Below are 22,699 nucleotides of genomic sequence, written 5' to 3' on the forward strand. Positions count from 1 at the left end.
CGCCCCCTTGCCCGATCCTGCGCCGCGCTGTACCAGCGGCACATGCCCAGATACGCGTTGAAAATTGAATACCAGGGGGAACCGTTTGCCGGATGGCAGCGGCAGAAGGATCAGCCAACCGTGCAGGGCGCAATCGAACAGGCCCTGTCCCGTATCCAGCCGGGTGCGCATACGATTGCTGCCGCGGGGCGCACCGACGCCGGGGTTCATGCGTTGGGTCAGGTCGCCCATTGCGAAATGGCCAAGGAGTGGGACCCGTTCCGCCTGTCCGAGGCGCTGAACTATCACCTCAAGCCTCTCCCAGTGGCCATCGTAAAGGCCGCCCCCGTGACCGAGGATTGGCACGCGCGGTTTTCAGCGGTTGAACGGCAATATCTGTTCCGCATCCTGATGCGCCGAGCGCCCGCAACCCACGACCGGGGACAGGTCTGGCAGATTAGCCACCAGCTGAATGTCGACGCCATGCAGGAAGGCGCAAACATGCTGCTGGGTCGGCATGATTTCACTACGTTCCGGTCGTCGATCTGTCAGGCGGCCAGCCCGGTCAAAACCCTTGATGAACTGCGCGTTGAACGGGTGGAGGGCTTTTCCGGCCCCGAGGTTCATTTCCACGTGCGCGCCCGGTCGTTCCTGCACAATCAGGTACGCAGTTTCGTCGGAACGTTGGAACGTGTGGGCGCCGGAGCGTGGACCCCGGAAGATGTGCGTGAGGCTTTAGAAGCCGCCGACCGCGCTGCCTGCGGGCCGGTGTGTCCGCCGCACGGGCTGTATCTGGCGCGGGTCGGATATCCGGACCCGGTGTTCGACTGATCTAAACCGCGCGCAGAAGCAACCCGCCTGCAATCACCGCAATGACAAGTCCCGCCACCAGTTCGATGGAGGGTGCCAGAACCGACGCAAAGCGCGTGGCCGACGCCGAAGCCAGTAGCCCGCCGCGCAGACCAAAAGACGTCCACCCGACCAGCGTAGTCACAGTCGCCGTGCCAAGCGCCATGGCGAAAGCACCCGCGATCCCCACCATGGCGATGCCCATTTGCCACGTCAGGATCAGTACAAACAAGGCACCGGTACAAGGCCGCGCTGCTATGCCTGCGATCAGGATCAGGGCTTCGCGCAACGTGCCCACATTTGCGACCTCGTCCGCGGTTGGACCATGACGATGACCGCACTCCGCACAGGCTCCCTCATCATGATGGTGCTGATGGGTGTGATCGAAAGGGACATGCTTTTTTCGTTGTCGTGCGAAATTGCGCACAGCCCGTACGACCAACCAAAGCCCAATCAACGCAATGGCTCCGTAGCTGATCGGAGCCATCACCTGTTCGGTCGTCCCAACTAGGCTTTCGCGGGACATCTGAAAGACCAGCACCCCCGCGTAGACCAGCACAACCGCCGTCACCGCCTGACCAAGGCTGGACAATACACTGATCGCCGACAACCGCCAGAAGGCGACACGCCGACCCAAACCGTAGCCCCCTATCAAAACCTTCCCGTGGCCCGGACCCACAGCATGAAAGAACCCGTAGGCGAAACAGACGGTCAGAAGCGTGGCCACCGCCTGAGGCTGTTCCGCGCGCGCGGCACGCAGGGACCGTGCGATCTGGTTCTGAAAGTCCCGCTGCTCTCCGGCGGCCCAACCTGCCAGACTGTCAAACCCACCGCTGCCCCAGAACCAAAGCAGCAAACCAAAGGCCAGAGCGACCGGAACAATCAGGAAACGGGACATGAAACAAGGATCTCAGTCGCAAAGCTCTCACCAACCAAGGGAATATCGTTTTCCTCAAGGTCGTAATCCGCGTCCAGTGTCAACAGAAACGCCTGCATCTGTGCAAGCTGCCCATCTATGTCGGGTTCGTTACGATCCATCTGGCATAAAGCTGGGCCTGTCACAGTTACAGGGCGCGTTATCTCATAGGCCGTATAGAAGGACTCATCAAATGCCTTGGCGGAAAGCCCTGTGGCAAGTATTGCGTCGCCTTCGACCACCCGCAAATGGGTGGTTACAATCCGCCCGTCTTCCGTTGTCGCACTGGGCTCCATTGGACCGGACAGAGCCACCAGTGCGCCGTCTTTGGTGAGCACGAGGTCGCCGTTGTACCCCTCGACCCATTGCATATCGAACCCGCTCAGACGTTTTTCTTCGTTTTCCGTCAGAATGCCGTCAGCATCCTGATCCAGATTCATGTCTTCCAGAACAAGCAGAGAGTAGAATTCGTCATATGCCCACGTCACCCGGATATGGGTCAGGTGACCGGCCTCATCCACGATGAATTCCAGCCCGGTGTCGATAAAGACATGCGGGTGGGATAGTGCCGGGATCGGCAGGCAACAGGTCATGAAGGAGAAGAGCCAGCGCATATGCGCAAGATAGGTCTGACGGGACACGGCGACAACGGCCTTTACACACGCATGCGGAAACTGGCCGACCTTCAGACTGGCGGGAACAGCACCAGTGTTTGCAGGGCGGTTCCTACAGGGCCTTGCGTGTCGAAAAGCACGGACTGAGACATGCCGATTCCCGTAGGTTGCCAATGTGAAACCGAACTGGACGCCAGCCAATCTGACACCGGTTCGCGGTGGATATTCACGGTCAGATCGGTGTTCATGAACCCCATTTCCGACGTCGGAGCATTCCACGAGATTCCATTGCCGCAATCCGCCAACGGGCACAGTGCCTGAATGGGCGACTGATCTTCGCCGCTCAACAGCTTTGGGGTGCGCATCCAGACCGTTTTGGGTCCGGCCCCCTGTTTGCCGTCTTTGGGATAAAGGATGTCACTGCAATGGGCGAACCCTGGCAAATCGTGACGAATCTCGCCGATTGGAAAAGGGCCTTCTACCGCGTCTTCCAACTGTGGCGCGCTGGTTTCGACGTTTGCCACCGCGCCAAGATCGCGCCGCGCCAGATGCATGGTGGTGGCCGTGGCGCAGAGTGTGTCATCCAGATCGTGCACCGCAACCCGTGTGGTCGCCAGCGTCTTGGTATGGCGCGTGGTTTCTGCGGCAACCCGCAACCCGGCCAAGGGCAGAGGGCGCAACAGGTCAACTGTCAGGCGGGTCAGCATCTTTTCGGGGCCAATCTCGGTTTCCGCTGCCCGCACAATCAACCCGCTTACCGGCCCTGCGTGGCAATGATCGGCAGACCATGGACCGCGTGCGGGATCATTTCCGACAAACGCCCCATCCTCGCGCTGACAGAAATAAGTCTGATCCGTGAAGTCGAGCCCTGCCATCAGTCCCCTCTGATCATTCGCTGCGTTGTGTGCCTCGGCTCACTCATACCGGTAACCGATTGCGATGTAACGTGGTTTCCCCGGCGCGCGGTAAGTGGTACCTTCACGAAACTGTCCTTTTCGGGTTTTGAAACCAGGCTGTACTTTTGGGCACGAGGATGGCTTAACTGACCTGATCCTGTCCACCGCTGTGACGGGACGTCACCACATCACATCCAAGTGGGGTCGCATATGGCGTTGTTGATTGAAACCGGGTTGTCGGACTGGATCGGGGATGAGGAAATCGCCGCCACATTACAGGCCTTGGCACCCGGTGCCGACATCCGCACACCCGAAACGCTGGGCGACCCCGGCGACATCACGATGCTGGCCGTGGTCAACATGCAAAGCAATCACCCTGCGAAGTTGCCCAACCTGAAACTGGTCCAGAAGCTGGGGGCTGGGGTTGAGACCATTGTCGGCCATCCTGACCTGCCTCCGCATATCCGTGTGGCGCGATTGAAGCCAGACGCGCCTGCGCAGGGCATCGCCGAGTGGTTTCTGGCCTATATCCTGCGCGCTCAGCGCCACATGGTTTTTCACGAGGCATCCCAGAGTCGCGCCGAGTGGTTGCCGCGCGCGCCCGTTTTCACACCTGATACGGTTGTGGGCGTTCTGGGTCTGGGCCATATCGGGGCCCGCACTGCCCGCATGTTACGTGCCGTCGGGTTTCAGGTCATGGGCTGGAGCCGCTCACCAAAGTCCATCGATGGTGTCACCTGCCTGCATGGGCAAGACGCGCTGCCTCGGCTGTTGGGGCAATGTGATCACGTCTGCGCCATCCTGCCTTCGACGCCGCAAACCGTGGGTCTGTTTGACGCGCAGACGCTGGCCGCGATGAAGCCGGGCAGTCAGTTGCTGAACGCCGGACGCGGAAACCTGATTGACGAGGCCGCACTGATCGCGGCGCTGGATAACGGCTCACCAAGCCATGCCGTGTTGGATGTTACATCACAGGAACCGCTGCCAAAAGACAGCCACTTGTGGCGGCACCCTGCCGTTACGATCACACCGCATGTCTCGGGCTGGTATCTGGGTGATGCACTGTCGGATGTGGCCGAGAACTACCACAGGCTCAGGTCCGGCGATCCCCTGTTGCACGAAGTCAGCCGGGATCTGGGGTACTGATAACCAAGTCAGAGATCAGGGCGTCAGGATCCAGTTTCCGTTACCGTCATTGCACCGGCGAGTCCTGATCTCGCGGCTTTGATCGCTGCCTTCAGGCTGGATGACATGCTGAAGGCCGACGCAGTTGCCCTGAACGTTTTGCACCCGGACCGTTCCTTTCGAGCCGGTTTCGTCGTTTTGCCAGGACCGTTCCTGCCCTACAGAGGGCGTGCCATTGTTCAAAAGCGCATTCGAGGTTGCGCTGACCACTTCAAAGTCTGCCGGGGACAGCCCCATCTCAGCTATGATTCGGGAGAGTGACTTGGCGTCGGCGGAACCGGTCATCAATAGGGTGCCGCACGCGGCAATGACGGGTAAAAACTGGGCTTTCATAGCGGCCTCACAGAACTGAAATCATTTGTGACCAAGGATATACCTCTGTTTCAGCAGGGCCAAGCCCCCGGGGTACCGACCTTCAAAATATCCCGAACAAACCTATCGCGCGTCAGGACCTAATAGCGCCGCGCCTTTGTGCCCATAGTGCCATTCAAACGATCCCGAGGCACACAAATGACCCATCCGACCTATTTCGCCCCGACCGGCGGCCATCCCGGCCAGAACCAGTTGCTGACCGACCGCGCCATGTTCACTGACGCGTATGCGGTCATTCCCAAAGGTACGATGCGCGACATCGTCACCAGCTATCTGCCGTTCTGGGAAGGAACACGCCTGTGGGTTCTTTCACGCCCGCTCAGCGGATTTGCCGAAACGTTCTCGCAATACATCATGGAAGTGCAGCCCGGCGGCGGCAGCGATCAGCCAGAGACAGACGCGCAAGCTCAGGCGGTGCTTTTTGTCGTCGAAGGAACAGTCACTTTGACACTGAATTCGGAAAACCATGTGTTGGAGACAGGCGGATATGCCTATATCCCCGCCAGCAGCGACTGGACATTGCGGAACACTGGCCAGACGGCAGCCCGGTTCCACTGGGTCCGCAAAGCCTATGAGGCCGTTCCCGGGTTGCCCGCGCCAGACCCGATCATCACCAACGAACGTGATGTGACGCCTGTAGAAATGCCGGGCACCGACGGCCGATGGTCCACCACGCGGTTCGCTGACCCACAGGACCTGCGCCATGACATGCATGTGAACATCGTCAATTTCGAACCGGGCGGGGTCATTCCCTTCGCCGAAACCCATGTGATGGAACACGGTCTTTATGTTCTGGAAGGGAAAGCGGTCTATCGCCTCAATCAGGACTGGGTCGAAGTTGAGGCCGGAGACTACATGTGGCTACGCGCTTTTTGCCCGCAAGCCTGTTACGCAGGGGGGCCGGGCCGGTTCAGGTATCTGCTTTATAAAGACGTCAACCGGCATATGTCCCTGTCCCTGTCGCACCGCTAAGCGGCGGGTTGGGAAAAAAATCGCAGTGATTATTTGCCCCAGGGCTTCACACAAGGGTCGGAATTTGCTGAAATCCAAGTAATTTCTTGTCTTGAGCATTGGAGATTGGTCCATGAAACTGCGACTTGCCCTGATAGCCGTTGCCGCACTCGCTACCTCTGCAATCCTGCACACCGCACCCGCCATTGCAGGGGAAGAGACCAAATCCGTCTTCGTCATGAGCCGCAACTGGGCTGTGACACAGGTCGCAGACGAACCGGTCGTTTATCGCGCCACACGCGACAACAACAACCTGAACCCGTTCGGTCCGCCCCCACGCCTTCGGACAACGCAAGCAATTGCTGCCATTCAACAAGCGACGGGCTGCAAGGTGATCTTCAACAGCATGTACCAGAATATTTCGGGTCAGTTCTTTTCTCAGGTCAGTTGCAAGTAAGCTGTTGTTGATCAGGCATTGAGGTCGCCCCGACGCCCTGCCATAGCTTGCGCATGAAACTCGCGATTAATGGATTCGGCCGCATTGGCCGCACGATCCTGCGGCAGGTTCTGGCCCTGCCTGAAGGGTCGGATATCGAGCTGGTGGTGATCAATGACATCGCGCCGCTGGAGACCTGTGCTTACCTGTTCAAATACGACAGCACCTTCGGCCCCTATCCCGGCGATGTGTCACAGGGCGATGCCGCGCTGATCGTAGACGGACGCACTGTTCCTATGACGCACAGTGCCGATCTGACACGCGTTGATTTATCCGGCGTAGACGTGATGCTGGATTGTACCGGGGTCGCGCGCGCATCCGACGTGGCGCGTCGCGGATTGTCTGCGGGCGCCAGCAAGGTCCTGATCTCGGGTCCTTCGCCTGCGGCCGACTTAACCGTCGTTCTGGGGGCGAACGAGGATCAGTTGGGCAGCGCCCGGATCGTATCGAACGCCTCCTGCACAACGAATGGGCTGGCACCGCTGGTCAAAGTGCTGGACCACATTGGCGGTATTTTGTCGGGCCATATGACAACCATCCATTGCTATACCAACAGCCAACCCATGGTTGACGCCCCGCGCGGCGACCTTGCCCGGTCGCGGGCCGGTGCGCTGTCCATGGTTCCGACAACGTCCAGCGCCACACACCTGATCGACGTGGTCCTTCCACATCTGGCCGGGCGCATCTCGGGTGCCGCAGTTCGCGTCCCGACAGCCAGCGTTTCGGCGGTCGACCTCGTGGTCACGCTGGAACGCGGTATGCGGGCCGAGGATTTCGATTATGCTTTGCGTCAGGCTGTTGTCGCATCACCGGTTTTGGGTTGGACGGATATGCCGCTGGTCTCTTCCGATTTGCGGGCGCGCCCGGATTCGCTGGTCATTGCCGGGCCGGAAACCCGCATGGTCGGAGAAAATCAGGTGCGCGTTTTCGGCTGGTACGACAATGAATGGGGCTTTTCGGCTCGCATGCTGGACGTGGCCCGTCTGATGGCCGCGTCGTGACCGGACTAACCTTCGTACACAGCGTCGGGTCGGCAACTATGGTTTAGGCCCCGCGACAGGGTATTCTGTAACGCGAACCACCTTACTGATCCGTTCAATCATGAAATCCATGAACAGGCGTGCCTTTGGATCCTGGTGGCGCCGATGCGTGTATAGGCAGGCCATCTGAACTGAAACAGGCGGAGTTTCCGTTGCAACCGGCACGAGGCGGCCGGATTTCAGATGCTCGGCCACCTCGAAAACCGGCTTCATTGCAATGCCTTGACCGGACAACGCCCAATCCGTCAGAACATCCCCATCATCACATTCGAACCGCCCGGACACGGCAAATCGTTTCGGACCATCGGGTGTGACCAGCATCCACTGAAACTCGGTCGCACCCGGAAAGCGCAGATTCAGGCATTCATGCTTGTCGGCAATCAGGTCAGCCCCGGTCTTAGGCATACCGCGCCGCGCCACATAGTCTGGCGCAGTGCACAGTACACGCTGGCAGTCGGCAATCTTGCGAATACGCAACGTGCTGTCCTCGGGCTGGCCAATGAAAAACGCCAGATCCAGACCTTCCGTCGTCAGATCAACCGAGCGATCCGTCAGGCGCAAGCGGACATCAATCTCGGGGTATTCCGTAAGAAACTCGGGCACATGTGGAGCCAGCAGTCGCCGCCCCACCCCCAGTGGAGACGCCACGAACAACGACCCGCGCGGTGCCTCGGTCAGATGTGTGACCTGAGCCTCGGCCTCGTCCACCGCATCCAGAACCGCCACCGCACCGGGATAGAATGCCTTTCCTTGCTCTGTCGGGGACAGGTTGCGTGTGGTGCGCTGGAACAGACGTACACCCAGATGGTCCTCAAGCTGCGATATTCGCGCCGATGTCACCGCTGGCGAAATCCTAAGATCCCGCCCGGCCGCAGACATGCTGCCCAGATCGTAAACCCTGACAAAGGTTCGGATGTTGTCGAGATAGGACATTTTTTCGGTTTTTTTGATACCCGTTGACAATATACTGGGAATACCGAAGAACCGCCCGTTTGCCTAGTGAATTGCACTGGGCCAAGACCAAAGGCCGGCCCGGACATTTGTTGCATACGGTTGGCTATCGCCTGCAACGCGGCAATTCCAGTCTGCCAATCTAGATGCGCAATACGATTGTGTCGGCACAGACCGGGACAATTTGACCAAAATTACCCGATCCCGCGTTTATCTCTTTTCCCAATAGCATTCAGATGTTCTAACCTGACACTATAAGACCGTCCGTGACACGGTAGCTGAGATTTGGAACTGGGACAGTTGGGGCAATTCATGCAAGGGCGCACGCCGCAAGGCCGTTTGAAGTTCTGGCTGAGTGCCATTGTCATGGCACTGACCCCGAACGCTCTGATGGCGCTGGAAACCTCTCTGACGGCGCCGGGCGCTTCGAAGGAACTGGTTGAACGCCTGAAAAAGACATCATCGGTTACAACAGCGAAAGAGCGGGGCTTGGATACGCCACTTGAGATCCTGTCTGCCGCCTTGTCGGATTACCGCACGCTTGTACAGATCTTGTATGATGAAGGGTATTTCAGCCCGGTTGTCAGCATCAAGCTTGACGGGCAGGAAGCCGCTGAGTTGAGCTCTTTGAGTGTGCCAACACAGATCAATAGGGCCGCAATTACTGTTGAAACCGGGCCAAGCTTCAAATTCGGCACGGCCATTGTTCAGCCCTTGGCGTCTGGTACCGTGCTGCCCGAAGGTTTCGCCCCCGGCAAACTGGCAACGACCGGAGCCATTCAAAATGCAGGCTCGGACGGTGTGCAGGGATGGCGGAATGCGGGCCATGCAAAGGCAAAAATTGAGGATCAGACCATTATCGCCCGCCACGCGCAGGCCCGTCTGGATGCGCAGATTGATTTGGACCCGGGGCGCAGGTTGACGTTTGGCAGAATGTTTATCAGGGGCGACACGGATGTGCGCCACCGGTCCATCGAAAAAATCGCCGGTTTCCCAAGTGGAGAAGTTTACTCACCAGAAAAAATCCAGAAGGTTGGAACGCGTTTGCGCCGAACCGGCACATTCAACGTCGTCTCATTGCAGGAACATGAGACAGCAAACCCCGACGGGACACTGGATTTCGACGCCACATTTGAAGACCTGCCAAAGCGCCAACTGACCTTTGGGCTCGAGCTGGCCTCGCGCGACGGTATCGATGTGACCGCGACTTGGATGCATCGCAACATGTTCAAACGCGCGGAACGCCTGCGTTTTGAGGCCGCGATACGAAATATCGGTGGTTCCGAAGATCTTGATGGGCGGATCGGATTGCGTCTGGATCAGCCCGATCGTCTGGGTCCGGACGACAATACATTCTGGAACGCGTTGCTGGAGCGCCGCAATACCGAAAACTACAATGTCTCGGTTGCGTCTGTGGCGTATGGTGCGCGCCGTACATTCTCGGACACGCTCTATGCTGAAGCCTCGGCTGGGTTACAGTGGTCAGATGCTGACGACGCCTACGGAAACGGCCGCAAGTTCAGGTACTTTATCCTGCCCTTCCGCTCGGAATGGGATGAGCGCGACAGTAAAGTTAGTGCCACACGCGGTTTCTATCTGGATTCTCAGATAATGCCGTTTGTCGGTTTTTCTGGCACCGACACAGGCATTCGCATGTTCTTCGACGGTCGGGCTTATACCAGCCTTGGCACGGGAGGAAGGATAGTGCTGGCCGGGCGGGCGCAGCTTGGATCGGTCATTGGCCCGCCTGCGAGTGGCGTTACACCTGATTTTCTATTCTTTTCCGGTGGCGCGGGAACTGTGCGCGGGCAACCCTATGAAAGCCTTGGCATCCCTGTCGGGACCGGTGTCGCAGGCGGCAAATCGTTCCTTGGACTTTCAGGTGAAATCCGGGGCAAGGTGACAGATTCCCTGTCGCTGGTCGGGTTTTACGACTACGGTGTCGTCGATACCTCTTCCTTTATAGGAAGTGGCGCGGAAGATCATGCAGGGGCTGGTATCGGCGTAAGATATGATCTGGGCGGTTTCGGACCCCTGCGGTTTGACCTGGCCTTCCCGGTAAGCGGGTCCAGCGGCGACGGTCTGCAGTTCTATATCGGGATCGGGCAAGCGTTTTGAGACGGCACCTTTCATACCCACTGCTGATTGGCACGCTAATGCTTGTGCCAGTAGCCGGCCCCGCGCAGGAGGACGAAGGCGGCAGCATGATCGAGCGGTTCCTACAGGACACGCTGTCGGGCGACGATCAGAATGTTACCGTCAAAGGCCTGCAAGGCGCGCTGAGTTCACGCGCCACCATTGCCGAGATCACGGTGGCTGATGATGAAGGGGTCTGGCTGACCATCCGGGAAGCGGAACTGGATTGGAACCGGTTGGCGCTAATCCGCGGGCGGTTCTCGGTCAACGCGCTGACCGCGCAGGAAATCGACGTCGCCCGCGCACCGGGCACCACGACCAAGGACACACCGTCCCCTTCTGCCGAGACTCAGGCTTTTCAACTGCCTGAACTGCCCGTGGCCATCGAAATCGGCGAAATCCGTATTGGCGAACTGGCATTGGGCAAACCTTTGATCGGTGTCGCGGCGGAACTGGCCGTCAATGGCAACCTGTCGCTGGCCGACGGCACGTTGGACACCAAACTGGACATCACTCGACTGGATCGGACCGGTGATGAAATCTCCTTGGCTGCGGGTTTTCGGAACTCCGACAGCCAGATCGATCTTGACCTTCAGGTCGTCGAAGCTGCAGAGGGTCTGATCTCGACCGCCTTGAAAATGCCGGACAGCTCTCCGATCGGATTGACCGCAAAAGGGTCCGGGCCGGTGACAGATTTTACGGCCGATATCGGCCTGAGCAGTGATGGGCAGCCACGAGTGACCGGGCAGGTTCGTTTGCGTTCTGCCCCAACAGCCGCGGCTAGCGCGGAGGAGGGCATCGCCTTTACCGCAGATCTGGGCGGTGACCTGACGCCCTTTGTCGCTGAGAATATGGATACGTTTTTCGGCCCCAAAACGCAGTTGATCGTGGATGGGCGTACCCTGCCTGAAGGAGCGTTGGATATCAGTGATCTGGAACTCAGTTCTCAGGCACTGAACCTGAAAGGGGCGCTGCAACTGGCGCCGGGCGGTCGGCTGCAACTGGCGGCCCTGCAAGGACGCATTACGCCGCCAGAGGGGCAAAGCGTCGTCCTTCCGTTATCAGGTGGCGACACATCGATAGAGGCTGCTCAGGTCTCTGCGTTGTTTGATGAGAAAAACGGCAATCTCTGGGATCTGAGCCTGACCGCAAACGCCATAAAATCCGACACCCTGAACCTGCAACGCGCGCAGATTACGGCGCAAGGGACCTTGGAACTGGGTGACGTTTTGCGGATCGACGGTGATTTGCAGGCAGCTTTGGATGGTATCGACCTGGCTGACGATGCCCTGAACACCGCCGTTGGCGACCGCATTACGCTGGACGGTACGTTCCAGTATGGCAGGGATCAGACGTTGAACCTGTCCGGGGTCGAGATGGTCGGCTCGGACTACGAACTGGGCGTTGACGCCGAGATCAGCGGCTTGTCCAGTGGTTTGGCCGTCAATGGTGCCGCGACATTGCAGGCGAGGGATCTGGCACGGTTCTCGGGCCTGGCGCAAATGGAGTTGGGCGGTCAGGCCTCTGCCCGGCTGACGGGCCAGGGTTCACCGCTTGAAGGCAGCTTCGATGGCAAGCTTGAGGTCGAGGGGCGCGATCTTTCCACAGGGCGCGACGACATTGACCCGGTGATCCGGGGCAACACAACAATCGCGCTGGACGCCAAACGCGGAGCTGATGGCGTAACAATCCGTGATTTTACTCTGATCGGCGACACTCTGCGCGCGCAGGCTGACGGCAGGGTTACCACCCCTGATGGCAACGTGACGATTGACGGGCAAGCATCAGTCAACGCGCGTGATCTTTCCGTGTTCTCGGGCCTCGCCAAACGTGAGCTTGGCGGTGCGGTACAGGCGAAACTGGACGGCAAAGGCGCTGTTCAGACGCTCGAATTTGATGGCACCGCCAGCGTGATGAGCCGGGATATCAAAACGGGCCTGCCCGAGATTGACCCGCTGTTGGTCGGTCGGACCGAGATCACATTCGATGGCGCGCTGAGCCAGAAGCAGATTGAAATCCGCGACGCGGTGATCAAAGGTCCAGCCCTTGTGGCAAGCGCCACTGCAACAATTGACGATCCGACGGATGCACTGGCCGTGAACGGAAAGGTTAGTCTGAACGTCCCGGACCTGTCACCTTTTTCAGCCTTTGCCGGGCGAGATCTTGCAGGCTCGGTCATAGCGGACGTCGCTGGCAAAGGTACGGTTGGCAGCAGGGTATTTGACGTCAAAGGCAACTTGGCTGCTGATGACATCAAGTCCGGCATCAACGCGGTTGACACCCTGATCCCGGGGCGAACGAACCTGACCGTGGATGCGGTGAATGACGAGGCCGGTCTGAACATTCGCACATTCCAACTGATCGGCACCGCCCTTTCTGCGGATGCATCCGGCAAACTGGATCGCGATGCGGGCGGAGTGACCTTTTCCGCAGCACTGGATGATCTGGGGCGGCTGTCAAAAACACTCTCCGGGCCTCTGAAACTGGACGGCAACGTCGCTCCGACACAGTCCGGGCTCGAAGGAACCGCTCACTTGCTTGGGCCAGAGAGTTCTTATGCCAAAGTGGCCGGTACGGTGGACACAAATGGATCCGCCGATCTGGACTTTGATGCCAAGTTCAACCGCATCGAAAGGTTTGTGCCAGAGTTTCCCGGCACCCTTACCGCTGCGGGGAATGCAAAGCGGGACAGTGGCGTTTGGACCATCGACGCCAAGGCACAAGGTCCCGCGGACATCGTCAGCACGGTTGCAGGGACATTTGATGAAACCAGCAGCAATGCTGATATTTCTGCGCAGGGTGGCGTAAACTTGGGGATTGCGAATGCCTTTATTACACCCAGAAAAATTGAAGGATCCGCGCGTTTTGATCTGGCCCTCAAAGGCCCGGCTGATCTGGCGTCCCTAAGCGGATCGATTACCACCTCGGGAACATCCCTAGCACTTCCCGGCGCGGGTCAGACCATCACCGGGATCAACGGACAGGTGGATCTGGCGCAAAGCCGTGCAACCATCAAACTGAACGGCGGTGTGCGGGCCGGTGGTGGCTTTACCGTCAATGGACCTGTCGATCTAACACCCCCGTTCAACGCGCAGATCACGACAACAATCGACAACCTCGTCCTGACCGATCGGCTTTTGTATGAGACGACTTTGAATGGCCAGATTGCCATGACCGGCGCCTTAGCCGGGAACAGTTCGCTGGCCGGGCAGATCACCTTTGGTGAGACCAATATCAACCTCGCTGCGGCTTCGGGGGCTGTAGGTGCTGCACCAATCCCCGAGATACAGCATGTCAACGAAAGCGGTGCCAGTTTCATCACGCGCGAGCGCGCAGGTCTGGTGGCTACCGAAGACAAGGGCCAACGCACATCCAGAATAGCGCTGGACATCAACTTGCTGGCGCCCAAAGCCGTGTTCGTACGGGGGCGCGGTGTAAATGCCGAGCTGGGTGGCCGGATTTCAATTGGTGGCACCACGACCTCAGTTGTCCCATCAGGTCAGGTTGAATTGATCCGTGGTAATTTCGATATTCTGGGCCGCAGGCTGGCCCTCACCAAAGGTATCGTGACCCTGCAGGGTGACTTGACGCCCTACATCGAGTTTGAATCCTCCGCCAGCACCTCGGACGGAACCGCGACCATCGAAATCGCAGGGCCGCTGGATTCACCTGAGGTCAACGTGTTTTCCGATCCCGAGCGCCCGGCTGAAGAGGCACTGGCGATGCTGCTCTTTGGGAACAGGTTCTCGGAAATCTCGCCGTTCCTGATTGCACAGATGGCCGCATCGCTGGCGCAACTCAGCGGTGCTGGCGGGGACGCGACCAAGGGACTACGTGATTCTACCGGTGTTGATACGATTGATGTCGGTGCGTCAGAAGGTGGTGCGGGCCGACTAGGTGCTGGGGCCTATCTGGGTGAAAACCTCTACACCGACTTCACCGTCAATACCGAAGGCAATACCGAGGTGAACCTGAACCTTGATGTCACCGACAATTTCTCGGTCAAGGGCACGGTTGACGGTCGTGGAGAAACAGGCATCGGAGTGTTCTTTTCAAAGGACTACTAGAATCGCGTCCGACCCCGGAAACTAATTTCGGCGAATTCCTATCGGCTGGCCGATCTGCGAAGCCGGTTCCAGAGATTTGTGATCATCCACCATTTGCGCAAGACGTGCCGCTGCCCAATCCGGATAGGGCTCGGAGCGCCCGGTGCAGTGGCTGACATTCATGAAAAGCGCCTCTTGCGTCGCGCAAATCTCGTCAGTTTCTGACAAAAGCATCTGCGCGAAATAATGTCCTCTCTTGCTGTCAGCATCCAACATTCGGAACCTGAAATAAAACGATGAACCGTCTTTGACTTCCTGCACGAAATGCAGATGAGACTGCAGGATGTAAGGTCCCTGCCCCAACGCCTTGACCTGCACCTCGCCCAAACCGAGATGGTCAACCATCAGCTTTTCCAAAGCCATGTCAAAGGCGACACCGTAAAACCCAACATTCATATGGCCGTTATAGTCGATCCATTCGGGCCGTACTTCAAAGCCGCGAATTTCCACCGGCGCGGCATATGGGCCATCATGCCCGCCAAGAGGTGTCATAGTCGGCTGCATCTGGCCCCCTTTACTGTGCGTCTTGTTCGTCAAATATTGCAACGGCCCGGACAAATCCGGCAGAGGCCCCTTTTATCTTGAAAGGGAAACAGGAAATCTCGAACCCTGTGGGCGGCAAATCTTCCAGATTGGTCAGTTTTTCCAAGTGGCAATAGCCGATATCCATCGACGCACGGTGGCCTTCCCAGATTATAGATGGATCTCGGGTCTCAGCGTATTCCTGAGCGGTGAGCGGAAACGGTGCATCCCAGCTCCAGGCGTCGGTGCCGGTAACACGCACGCCACGTTCAGTCAGAAAAAGCGTCGCCTCGCGCCCCATTCCACATCCTCTGACCAGATAATCCGGCGCGCCATAACGTGTCCCTGCAGCAGTGTTGACCACAACAATATCCAAGGGGCAAAGCTTGTGGCCGATGCGCTTCAATTCGGCTTCGACATCTGCCGCGGTAACGACATACCCATCCTCGAAGTGTCGAAAGTCCAGCTTGACGCCAGAGTTCATGCACCATTCCAACGGCACTTCGTCGATGGTTATCGCCCGTTCACCTTTGTTCATCGTGGAATGATGGTGATACGGCGCATCCAGATGCGTGCCGTTGTGGGTCGCGATCTGCAACCGTTCGATTGCCCATCCTTCACCGTTCGGCAAGTCTTGCCGTTCCAGGCCCGGAAAGAATGACATGACCTGTTCTGCCGTCTGGTCATGGGTCAGATATTCGATTTGCGGCAACATGATTGGCGGGTCAGACACGATCCCGGTTTCCAACGGAACGGACAGATCGACGAAACGACGTGCCATAAAAAATTCCTCCACCATATTCCCAAACAAGGTTGGTCGAGCACAAGCGTCTGTCAAGAAAAGAAAAAGGCGACCTGTCTGGCCGCCTTCTTTGCTTGATATGTGTTGATCTTACTCAGCCGCAACTGCGCTTTCGATCTTTTCGACGCGAATGGCCGAGAATTTGAACTCGGGGATTTTGCCATAAGGGTCGATGGCCGAATTGGTCAGGATGTTCGCCGCCGCCTCAACATAGGCAAACGGGATGAACACCATATCCTCGGCAATCGCCCGGTCCGCGCGGACCATGATCTCAATCGAACCACGGCGTGTGGTCAGGCGGATCATGTCGCCTGGTTCGATTCCCATCAGCTTGAGCGTACGTGGATTCATCGAACAATTCGCCTCGGGCTCAACCGCGTCCAGAACATTGGACCGGCGGGTCATCGAGCCAGTGTGCCAATGTTCCAGCTGACGGCCAGTGGTGGCGATCATCGGGTATTCGTCGTCCGGAGCCTCATCCGGCGGAATGACGCTGGCGGGGGTGAACTTCGCCTTGCCCCCCGAGCGGGGGAAACCATCCCCGAACACGATGGCCTGACCCGGATCGGTTTCGCTGAGCGACGGGTAGGTAATCGTCTCGGTCTCCAGACGCTCCCACGTGATGTTGTCAAGCGACGCCATGGTCAGTTTCATCTCGGCAAAGACCTGCGACACATCGGTGTAGTCCCAGTTCAACCCGATGCGCTGTGCCAGCTCGACTGTGATCTTCCAATCTTCGCGCGCTTCACCCGGGGGGGTAACGGCAGGCCGTACACGCTGTACCTGGCGGTTGGTGTTCGACACAGTGCCGTTCTTTTCATAGAGCGCCGAGGCAGGCAGGATGATGTCAGCGTAGTTCGCCGTCTCGGTCAGAAAGATGTCCTGTACGATCATCAGATCCAGTTTGGCCAGCGCCGCGCGGGCGTGGTTCACATCCGGGTCGGACATGGCAGGGTTTTCACCCTGAATATACATGCCCTTGATGTTGCCCGCATATGCCTGATCGATGATCTCAGTAACGGTCAGACCTTTCTCGTTCGAGAAGTCATCCGAATGCCATACATCATTGAATCTGGCGCGAACGCGGTCGTCTGTCACCGACTGATAGTCTGGTAGGAACATCGGGATCAGCCCGGCGTCTGATGCACCCTGCACGTTGTTTTGCCCCCGCAGCGGGTGCAGACCCGCGCCCGGTTTGCCGACATTGCCGGTCATAAGGGCCAGCGAGATCAGGCAGCGCGAGTTGTCGGTGCCGTGGATGTGCTGGCTGACGCCCATGCCCCAGAAGATCAGGCCCGCTTTGGCCTGCGCAAAGGTGCGGGCGACCCGGCGCAGCTGATCCGGTTCAATACCACAGATCGGGGCCATCGCCTCGGGCGTGAAGGCGCGCAGGTGCTCTTTCTCGGCCTCCCAGTTCTCGGTCCAGCGATGGATGTACTGGCTGTCATACAGCTCTTCCTGGACGATAACGTTCATGATCGCGTTCAGCATCGAGACATCCGCCCCCGGACGGAACTGAAGCATTTCGTCGGCAAACTTGCGCATACCAACGCCGCGGGGGTCCATCACGATCAGCTTGCCTCCGCGCTTGGCGAACTGCTTGAAATAGGTCGCCGCGACAGGGTGGTTCTCGATCGGGTTCGAGCCGATGATGATCGCCACATCGGCGTTCACAATCTCGTTGAAGGTCGCAGTCACCGCGCCCGAACCTACATTCTCGATCAGCGCCGCAACGGATGAAGCGTGGCACAGACGGGTGCAGTGATCGACGTTGTTGTGCTTGAAGCCCTGACGGATGAACTTCTGGAACAGGTACGCCTCTTCGTTGGTGCACTTGGCCGAACCGAAGCCCGCAACCGAACGTGGGTCTTCGGCACGCAGGGCCATCAGCTTGGTCGCGGCCAAGTCCATCGCCTCTTCCCAGGTCGCCTCGCGGAAATGGCTCGACAGGTTGCCCGGATCAACGTTCAGCCCCTTGGCGGGCGCATCCTCGCGCCGGATCAAAGGTTTGGTCAGGCGGTGCGGGTGGTGGATGTAGTCAAAGCCAAAGCGACCTTTGACACACAAACGACCTTCGTTTGCGGGGCCATTGATGCCCTCGACATATTTCACCTTGCCGTCCTTGACCTTCAGTGACACCTTGCAGCCCACGCCGCAGAAGGGGCAAACGCTTTCGGTTTCGCTGTCGTAGTCCTTGCTGTCCCCCTGCTGCTGGTCGTCCAGCACGGTGGCCGGCATCAGCGCACCGGTCGGGCAGGCCTGAACACATTCACCACAGGCCACGCAAGTTGACGCGCCCATCGGGTCGTTCTGGTCGAACACCACCTGCGCGGTATGACCGCGACCAGCCATGCCGATCACGTCATTCACCTGCACTTCGCGGCAGGCCCGAACACAAAGATTGCAGTTGATGCAGGCATCCAGATTGACCCGCATCGCCACATGGCTGTCATCCAGCAGCGGGATTTTCTCGGCCTCTTTCGCAGGAAATCGGCTGTCGCTGACATCGTTCAGCTTGGCCATATCCCAGAAATGGCTGGATACGTCATGCGGCTGCTCGGGCTGGTCAGCCACGAGCAATTCCATCACCATAGCGCGCGATTTTTCGGCACGGTCGGTATCGGTCTTGACCACCATCCCGTCAGCCGCCGGGCGGATGCATGAGGCGACCAGCGTGCGCTCGCCCTCCACCTCGACCATGCAGGCGCGGCAGTTGCCATCGGGGCGGTATCCCGGCGCAGGCTTGTGGCACAGGTGCGGGATCACCAGGCCCCGGCCATTGGCTGCTTCCCAGATCGTGGTGCCCTCGGGCACAGTGACGTCATCGCCGTTCAGGTTGAAGGTGACGGTCTTGGTTGGGCTTGCGTCAAGCATGGCTCTGTCTCCCTCAGATTTCGTCAGCGAAATGTTTCATGACCAAGCGGATCGGATTCGGGGCCGCCTGCCCCAGACCGCAGATCGATGCATCGCCCATTACCTGACACAGATCCTCCAACAGATCGGTGTCCCACTTGTCGGCCTGCATCAGCTTGACCGCCTTTTCGCAACCTGCCCGGCAGGGTGTGCACTGACCACAGCTTTCATCCTCGAAGAACCGCAGCATGTTCAGCGCGGCATCGCGGGCGGTGTCCTGATCGGACAGAACCACAACGGCGGCAGACCCGATGAAGGTGCCAAGCGGCTGAAGCGTGTCGAAGTCGAGCGGGACGCCGTCAATGCTTGAGGGGAGAAGACCAGACGACGGCCCGCCCGGTTGATACGCCTTGAACACATGGCCATCAGCCATGCCGCCGGCGGCATCAATCACATCAAGAATGGTCGAACCTGCGGGCAGCAGGTAAACGCCTGGCTTCGCCACACGCCCCGAGACCGAATAGCTGCGCAGGCCCTTGCGGCCGTTCTTTTCAACAGAGTTCAGAATCTGCGGCCCTTCGCGGCAAATTTTTGAGACCCAATACAGCGTCTCGACATTGTGCACCAAGGTCGGACGGTTGAAGACCCCAACCTGCGCCACGAACGGAGGACGGTGGCGTGGCAGGCCCTTCTTGCCTTCGATCGATTCGATCATCGCGGATTCTTCACCGCAGATATAAGCGCCAGCACCCCGGCGCAGGTCGATATAGCCTTCTTCGACAATACCCGCCTGTTCCAGAGCCGCAATCTCACGACGCAGAATACCCAGCACTGCTGGGTATTCGTCGCGCATGTAAATGAAGCAGGTTTCGGCCTCGACCGCCCATGCAGCGATCAGCATGCCTTCAAGGAAGACATGCGGCGTGCGCTCCAGGTAATAGCGGTCTTTGAACGTGCCGGGTTCACCCTCGTCGCCGTTGACAGCCAAATAGCGCGGGCCTTCGTTCATGCGAACAAAACCCCATTTCTTTCCCGACGGGAAGCCAGCGCCACCCAGACCACGCAGGCCCGAGGCCAAGACAGTTTCCTGTACTTCTTCCCAGTTTCCGCCGTTGCGCAGATTTTTCAGCGTGGCGTAGCCGCCGTTGGCCTCATAGGCCGCAAAGGTCTCATAGTCGGGCAGATGCGCATGGGTGTCCCCTGCTGCAATCGCCGACTGCACCTTTTCGGGGGTCGCATGATCAATGTGATTGTGGCCAATCTCCAATACCGGGGCGGTATCGCAACGCCCCATGCAGGGCGCGCGAACAACGCGAACTTCGGCAGGGTCCAAACCGCCTTCCAGTGCCTGCTGCAACTGCTGGGCACCGGCCATTTCGCAGGAGAGGGAATCACAAACCCGGATGGTCAAAGCGGGAGGAGGCGTCTCGCCTTCTTTCACCACATCGAAATGGGCATAGAAAGTCGCGGTCTCGTAGATCTCGGCCTGACCGATCCGCATCTCGACGGCCAATGCCGCGATATGGTCGGCGCTGATATGGCCGTGTTCGTCCTGAATCAAATGCAGGAATTCGATCAACAGATCACGGCGGCGCGGGCGATCGCCCAGCAGGCGTGTGATTTCAGCCTGCGCCTCATCCGTGAACTGACGGCCCTTGGGTGTGTGCCGCCCCTTGCCTTTACCTGACTTCCAGACGCCCTTGGGTGTGCCTGATGGCTTGGTATCTAATGGTGCCATGATGCCCTCCGATTGAGGTTCCGTCTCTCATCAGGCAAACATATCGTCAAATCGCTTTTGGCAATCGCACGATAACGACACCTTATTACCGCAAAGAGGTCACCACATCCCGCAAAGCCTTGACCGTCGGCAATTCGGGGTCCCGGTTAAGGGTCGCCAGACAAATCGGTTTGCTGACAACAGGTTCGATCAGCGGCAACACTTTCGTTCCCTTCAAATCGCCCAGCGCGCGCACCAGAACCCGAGGGACAACCGTCGCCGCCAGCCCCTCCCGCACCATGACCATCGAAGCCGTGAAACCGCTGGTTTCGGCCACGATATCAGGGTGCAGCCCCTGTTCGGCAAACACCCGGTCCAGAATACGCCGGTTCTGCATCTGCGGTTCCAAAAGGCTGAGCGGAAATTCTGCGACCTGCGCCCACGGAATCGGGCCGTTCTGGTCCGTCAGATGCGTGGGCACCAACAACACATAGGTTTCCTCGTAAAGGGGCTGAACCTGCCGGAAATCGGTGCCGATACTGTCACCATAAGTCACCCCGGCATCAAGGCTGCCTTCGTCCAGCCGATGCTGAATTGCAGTGGCTGACATGGTTTCAATGCGTGTGACGATACGGGGATGCGCGTCACGCAGCCTTTTGACCAACCGTCCCGTGAAAGCGATTGCCGTCGGGATCACGCCGAGGATCAGTGTACCCGTTATTTCGCCCTTTGCAGCAAGCACCTGCTGTTCCAGCGCCTTGGTGTCGTCCAGAATACGCCGCGCCCGCTGGACGATCATCTCGCCCTCTTCGGTCAGGCCCTGAAACCGGTTGGCGCGGCGGACGATGGAGACACCCAAACGATCCTCAAGATTGCGGATGCGCATAGAAAACGCAGGCTGTGAAATTCCGCACTCCTCGGCCGCCTTGGCAAAATGCCGATGCCGCGCCAAAGCGCTGAGCAGTTGCAGGTCGCGGATTTCGATCAAGGAAAGCTCCAATGCTGCGGATAAGGCAGGATACCCCGCTCACCCGACAGGAACAGCCCAATTGATCAGGTATTAAACAAAAAGTGCATCACATCGCCGTCCTTGACGATATAGCCCTTACCCTCTGCCCGCATCTTACCCGCCTCTTTCGCGCCCTGCTCGCCATTTGCGGCGACATAGTCGTCATAGGCGATGGTCTCGGCGCGAATGAAACCCTTTTCGAAATCGCCATGGATCACACCGGCGGCCTGCGGAGCGGCGGTGCCAGTGCGGATGGTCCAGGCGCGGGCCTCTTTCGGGCCAACGGTGAAATAGGTTTCCAGCTTCAGTAGATCGTAACCAGCGCGGATCAGACGGTCGAGGCCGGGCTCTTCCAATCCCATCTCCTCAAGGAACATCTGGGCTTCGTCCTCATCCAGCAGGCTTATCTCTTCTTCGATCTTGGCACTGATGATGACATGGGCATTACCCTGCGCGGCGGCCATATCGGCCACGCGGGCAGAGTATTCGTTGCCTTGTGCGGCGTCTTCCTCGGACACGTTGCAGACGTAGAGAACCGGTTTGGTGGTCAGCAGTTGCAACATCTTCCAAGCCTTGGCGTCCTCGTCGCTGACTTCGACCAGACGTGCGGGCTTGCCGCTTTCCAGCATCGCCTGCGCCTCGGCCAGCAAACGGTCCTGCTGCTGCGCCTCTTTGTCATTGCCTTTCAGCTTGCGCACCAGATTGGCGCGGCGCTTTTCGATGCTTTCCAGATCGGCCAGCATCAGTTCGGTCTCGATCGTGTCAGCGTCCGCAACCGGATCAACGCGACCATCGACATGTGTCACGTCGCCATCTTCGAAACAGCGCAGCACATGGGCAATCGCATCCGTTTCGCGAATATTCGCCAGAAACTGGTTGCCCAGCCCTTCGCCCTTTGACGCGCCTTTCACCAAACCCGCGATATCCACAAAAGTCATACGCGTTGGGATAATCTGTTTTGAGGACGCAATCGCCGCCAGCCTGTCGAGACGGGCGTCGGGAACCGCAACATCCCCGACATTGGGTTCAATGGTGCAGAACGGGAAGTTCGCGGCCTGCGCAGCTGCGGTTTTGGTCAACGCATTGAACAGGGTCGACTTGCCGACATTCGGTAGACCCACGATTCCCATCTTAAAGCCCATCACGGCCTCCTGCATATAATACGATCGCAGCTTCTATGCAGGTCCGCCTAGATGCGCAAGGGATTGCTGGCGGCACCTTTGCCGAGTCCATTTCGCCACATCACAAAATTGTTTGGAAAATGTGTTCTTGTCTAAATTGAAAAACGGCGCCTACGATAACCAG

General features: G+C 58.6%; 18 protein-coding genes. 7 read left to right on the forward strand and 11 right to left on the reverse strand.

Translation table 11 applies throughout. The features are described from left to right. Positions 1-42 precede the first annotated feature (42 nt). A complete protein-coding gene (gene truA, locus I9188_RS10410) occupies positions 43-810 on the forward strand; it encodes a tRNA pseudouridine(38-40) synthase TruA (RefSeq protein WP_209505461.1) in 768 nt (255 codons plus the stop codon). 1 nt (position 811) lies between these two features. Here the strand turns inward: truA and I9188_RS10415 are convergent, their stop codons facing one another. The 3 genes from I9188_RS10415 to I9188_RS10425 form a co-directional block, all read right to left on the reverse strand. Continuing rightward, entirely contained in the window at positions 812-1,726 is a 915-nt protein-coding gene (locus tag I9188_RS10415) for a hypothetical protein (protein WP_209505460.1), read from the reverse strand. After that, positions 1,711-2,358: a DUF1007 family protein gene (locus I9188_RS10420; RefSeq protein ID WP_209505813.1), complete on the reverse strand. Its 648-nt coding sequence runs from the start codon at positions 2,356-2,358 to the stop codon at positions 1,711-1,713. Before I9188_RS10420 ends, I9188_RS10415 begins: the two co-directional genes overlap by 16 nt. A 71-nt stretch (positions 2,359-2,429) precedes the next feature. Next, positions 2,430-3,233, reverse strand: a complete 804-nt coding sequence (locus I9188_RS10425; protein ID WP_209505459.1) for a thioesterase family protein — start codon at positions 3,231-3,233, stop codon at positions 2,430-2,432. A gap of 231 nt (positions 3,234-3,464) precedes the next feature. Between I9188_RS10425 and I9188_RS10430 the strand changes: the two genes are divergently transcribed. Further along, on the forward strand, positions 3,465-4,400 hold the full coding sequence (locus I9188_RS10430; protein WP_209505458.1) for a glyoxylate/hydroxypyruvate reductase A: 936 nt from the start codon (positions 3,465-3,467) through the stop codon (positions 4,398-4,400). Positions 4,401-4,415: 15 nt separating this feature from the next. Here the strand turns inward: I9188_RS10430 and I9188_RS10435 are convergent, their stop codons facing one another. Then, positions 4,416-4,772, reverse strand: coding sequence for a hypothetical protein (locus I9188_RS10435; RefSeq protein WP_209505457.1), 357 nt, complete (start codon positions 4,770-4,772; stop codon positions 4,416-4,418). A 177-nt stretch (positions 4,773-4,949) separates the two neighbouring features. On the opposite strand from I9188_RS10435, the gene I9188_RS10440 reads away from it, so the two are divergent. From I9188_RS10440 to I9188_RS10450, 3 genes are all read left to right on the forward strand, one after another. Further along, the gene (locus I9188_RS10440) at positions 4,950-5,783 is read left to right on the forward strand and encodes a bifunctional allantoicase/(S)-ureidoglycine aminohydrolase (RefSeq protein ID WP_209505455.1); all 834 of its coding nucleotides are present in this window, start codon (positions 4,950-4,952) and stop codon (positions 5,781-5,783) included. Between the two features lie 112 nt (positions 5,784-5,895). Beyond that, on the forward strand, positions 5,896-6,219 hold the full coding sequence (locus tag I9188_RS10445) for a hypothetical protein (protein ID WP_209505453.1): 324 nt from the start codon (positions 5,896-5,898) through the stop codon (positions 6,217-6,219). Between the two features lie 53 nt (positions 6,220-6,272). Continuing rightward, positions 6,273-7,259: a glyceraldehyde 3-phosphate dehydrogenase NAD-binding domain-containing protein gene (locus tag I9188_RS10450; RefSeq protein WP_209505451.1), complete on the forward strand. Its 987-nt coding sequence runs from the start codon at positions 6,273-6,275 to the stop codon at positions 7,257-7,259. 36 nt (positions 7,260-7,295) lie between these two features. Here I9188_RS10450 and I9188_RS10455 read toward each other — a convergent pair whose 3' ends face one another. Beyond that, the gene (locus I9188_RS10455; protein ID WP_209505449.1) at positions 7,296-8,231 is read right to left on the reverse strand and encodes a LysR family transcriptional regulator; all 936 of its coding nucleotides are present in this window, start codon (positions 8,229-8,231) and stop codon (positions 7,296-7,298) included. A gap of 330 nt (positions 8,232-8,561) precedes the next feature. Between I9188_RS10455 and I9188_RS10460 the strand changes: the two genes are divergently transcribed. Both I9188_RS10460 and I9188_RS10465 read left to right on the forward strand, forming a co-directional pair. After that, positions 8,562-10,367 carry a BamA/TamA family outer membrane protein gene (locus tag I9188_RS10460; RefSeq protein WP_209505447.1) on the forward strand — a complete coding sequence of 602 codons (1,806 nt, stop codon included), beginning with the start codon at positions 8,562-8,564 and terminating at the stop codon, positions 10,365-10,367. 38 nt (positions 10,368-10,405) lie between these two features. Continuing rightward, positions 10,406-14,452 carry a translocation/assembly module TamB domain-containing protein gene (locus I9188_RS10465; RefSeq protein ID WP_209505445.1) on the forward strand — a complete coding sequence of 1,349 codons (4,047 nt, stop codon included), beginning with the start codon at positions 10,406-10,408 and terminating at the stop codon, positions 14,450-14,452. A 21-nt stretch (positions 14,453-14,473) separates the two neighbouring features. Here the strand turns inward: I9188_RS10465 and I9188_RS10470 are convergent, their stop codons facing one another. The 6 genes from I9188_RS10470 to ychF form a co-directional block, all read right to left on the reverse strand. Then, positions 14,474-14,995: a thioesterase family protein gene (locus tag I9188_RS10470; RefSeq protein ID WP_209505443.1), complete on the reverse strand. Its 522-nt coding sequence runs from the start codon at positions 14,993-14,995 to the stop codon at positions 14,474-14,476. Positions 14,996-15,005: 10 nt separating this feature from the next. Beyond that, positions 15,006-15,794: a cyclase family protein gene (locus I9188_RS10475; protein WP_209505441.1), complete on the reverse strand. Its 789-nt coding sequence runs from the start codon at positions 15,792-15,794 to the stop codon at positions 15,006-15,008. Between the two features lie 111 nt (positions 15,795-15,905). Further along, on the reverse strand, positions 15,906-18,689 hold the full coding sequence (fdhF, locus tag I9188_RS10480; protein WP_209505439.1) for a formate dehydrogenase subunit alpha: 2,784 nt from the start codon (positions 18,687-18,689) through the stop codon (positions 15,906-15,908). A gap of 13 nt (positions 18,690-18,702) precedes the next feature. Further along, positions 18,703-20,406: an NAD(P)H-dependent oxidoreductase subunit E gene (locus I9188_RS10485; protein WP_209505437.1), complete on the reverse strand. Its 1,704-nt coding sequence runs from the start codon at positions 20,404-20,406 to the stop codon at positions 18,703-18,705. 85 nt (positions 20,407-20,491) lie between these two features. Further along, the gene (locus I9188_RS10490) at positions 20,492-21,373 is read right to left on the reverse strand and encodes a LysR family transcriptional regulator (RefSeq protein ID WP_209505434.1); all 882 of its coding nucleotides are present in this window, start codon (positions 21,371-21,373) and stop codon (positions 20,492-20,494) included. Between the two features lie 65 nt (positions 21,374-21,438). Next, positions 21,439-22,536 (reverse strand): redox-regulated ATPase YchF, encoded by a 1,098-nt coding sequence (gene ychF / locus I9188_RS10495; RefSeq protein WP_209505432.1) that lies wholly within the window; start codon positions 22,534-22,536, stop codon positions 21,439-21,441. Positions 22,537-22,699: the final 163 nt, after the last annotated feature.

Origin of the sequence: Ruegeria sp. HKCCSA071 (assembly GCF_017872555.1) — a bacterium.
GTDB lineage: Bacteria > Pseudomonadota > Alphaproteobacteria > Rhodobacterales > Rhodobacteraceae > Ruegeria.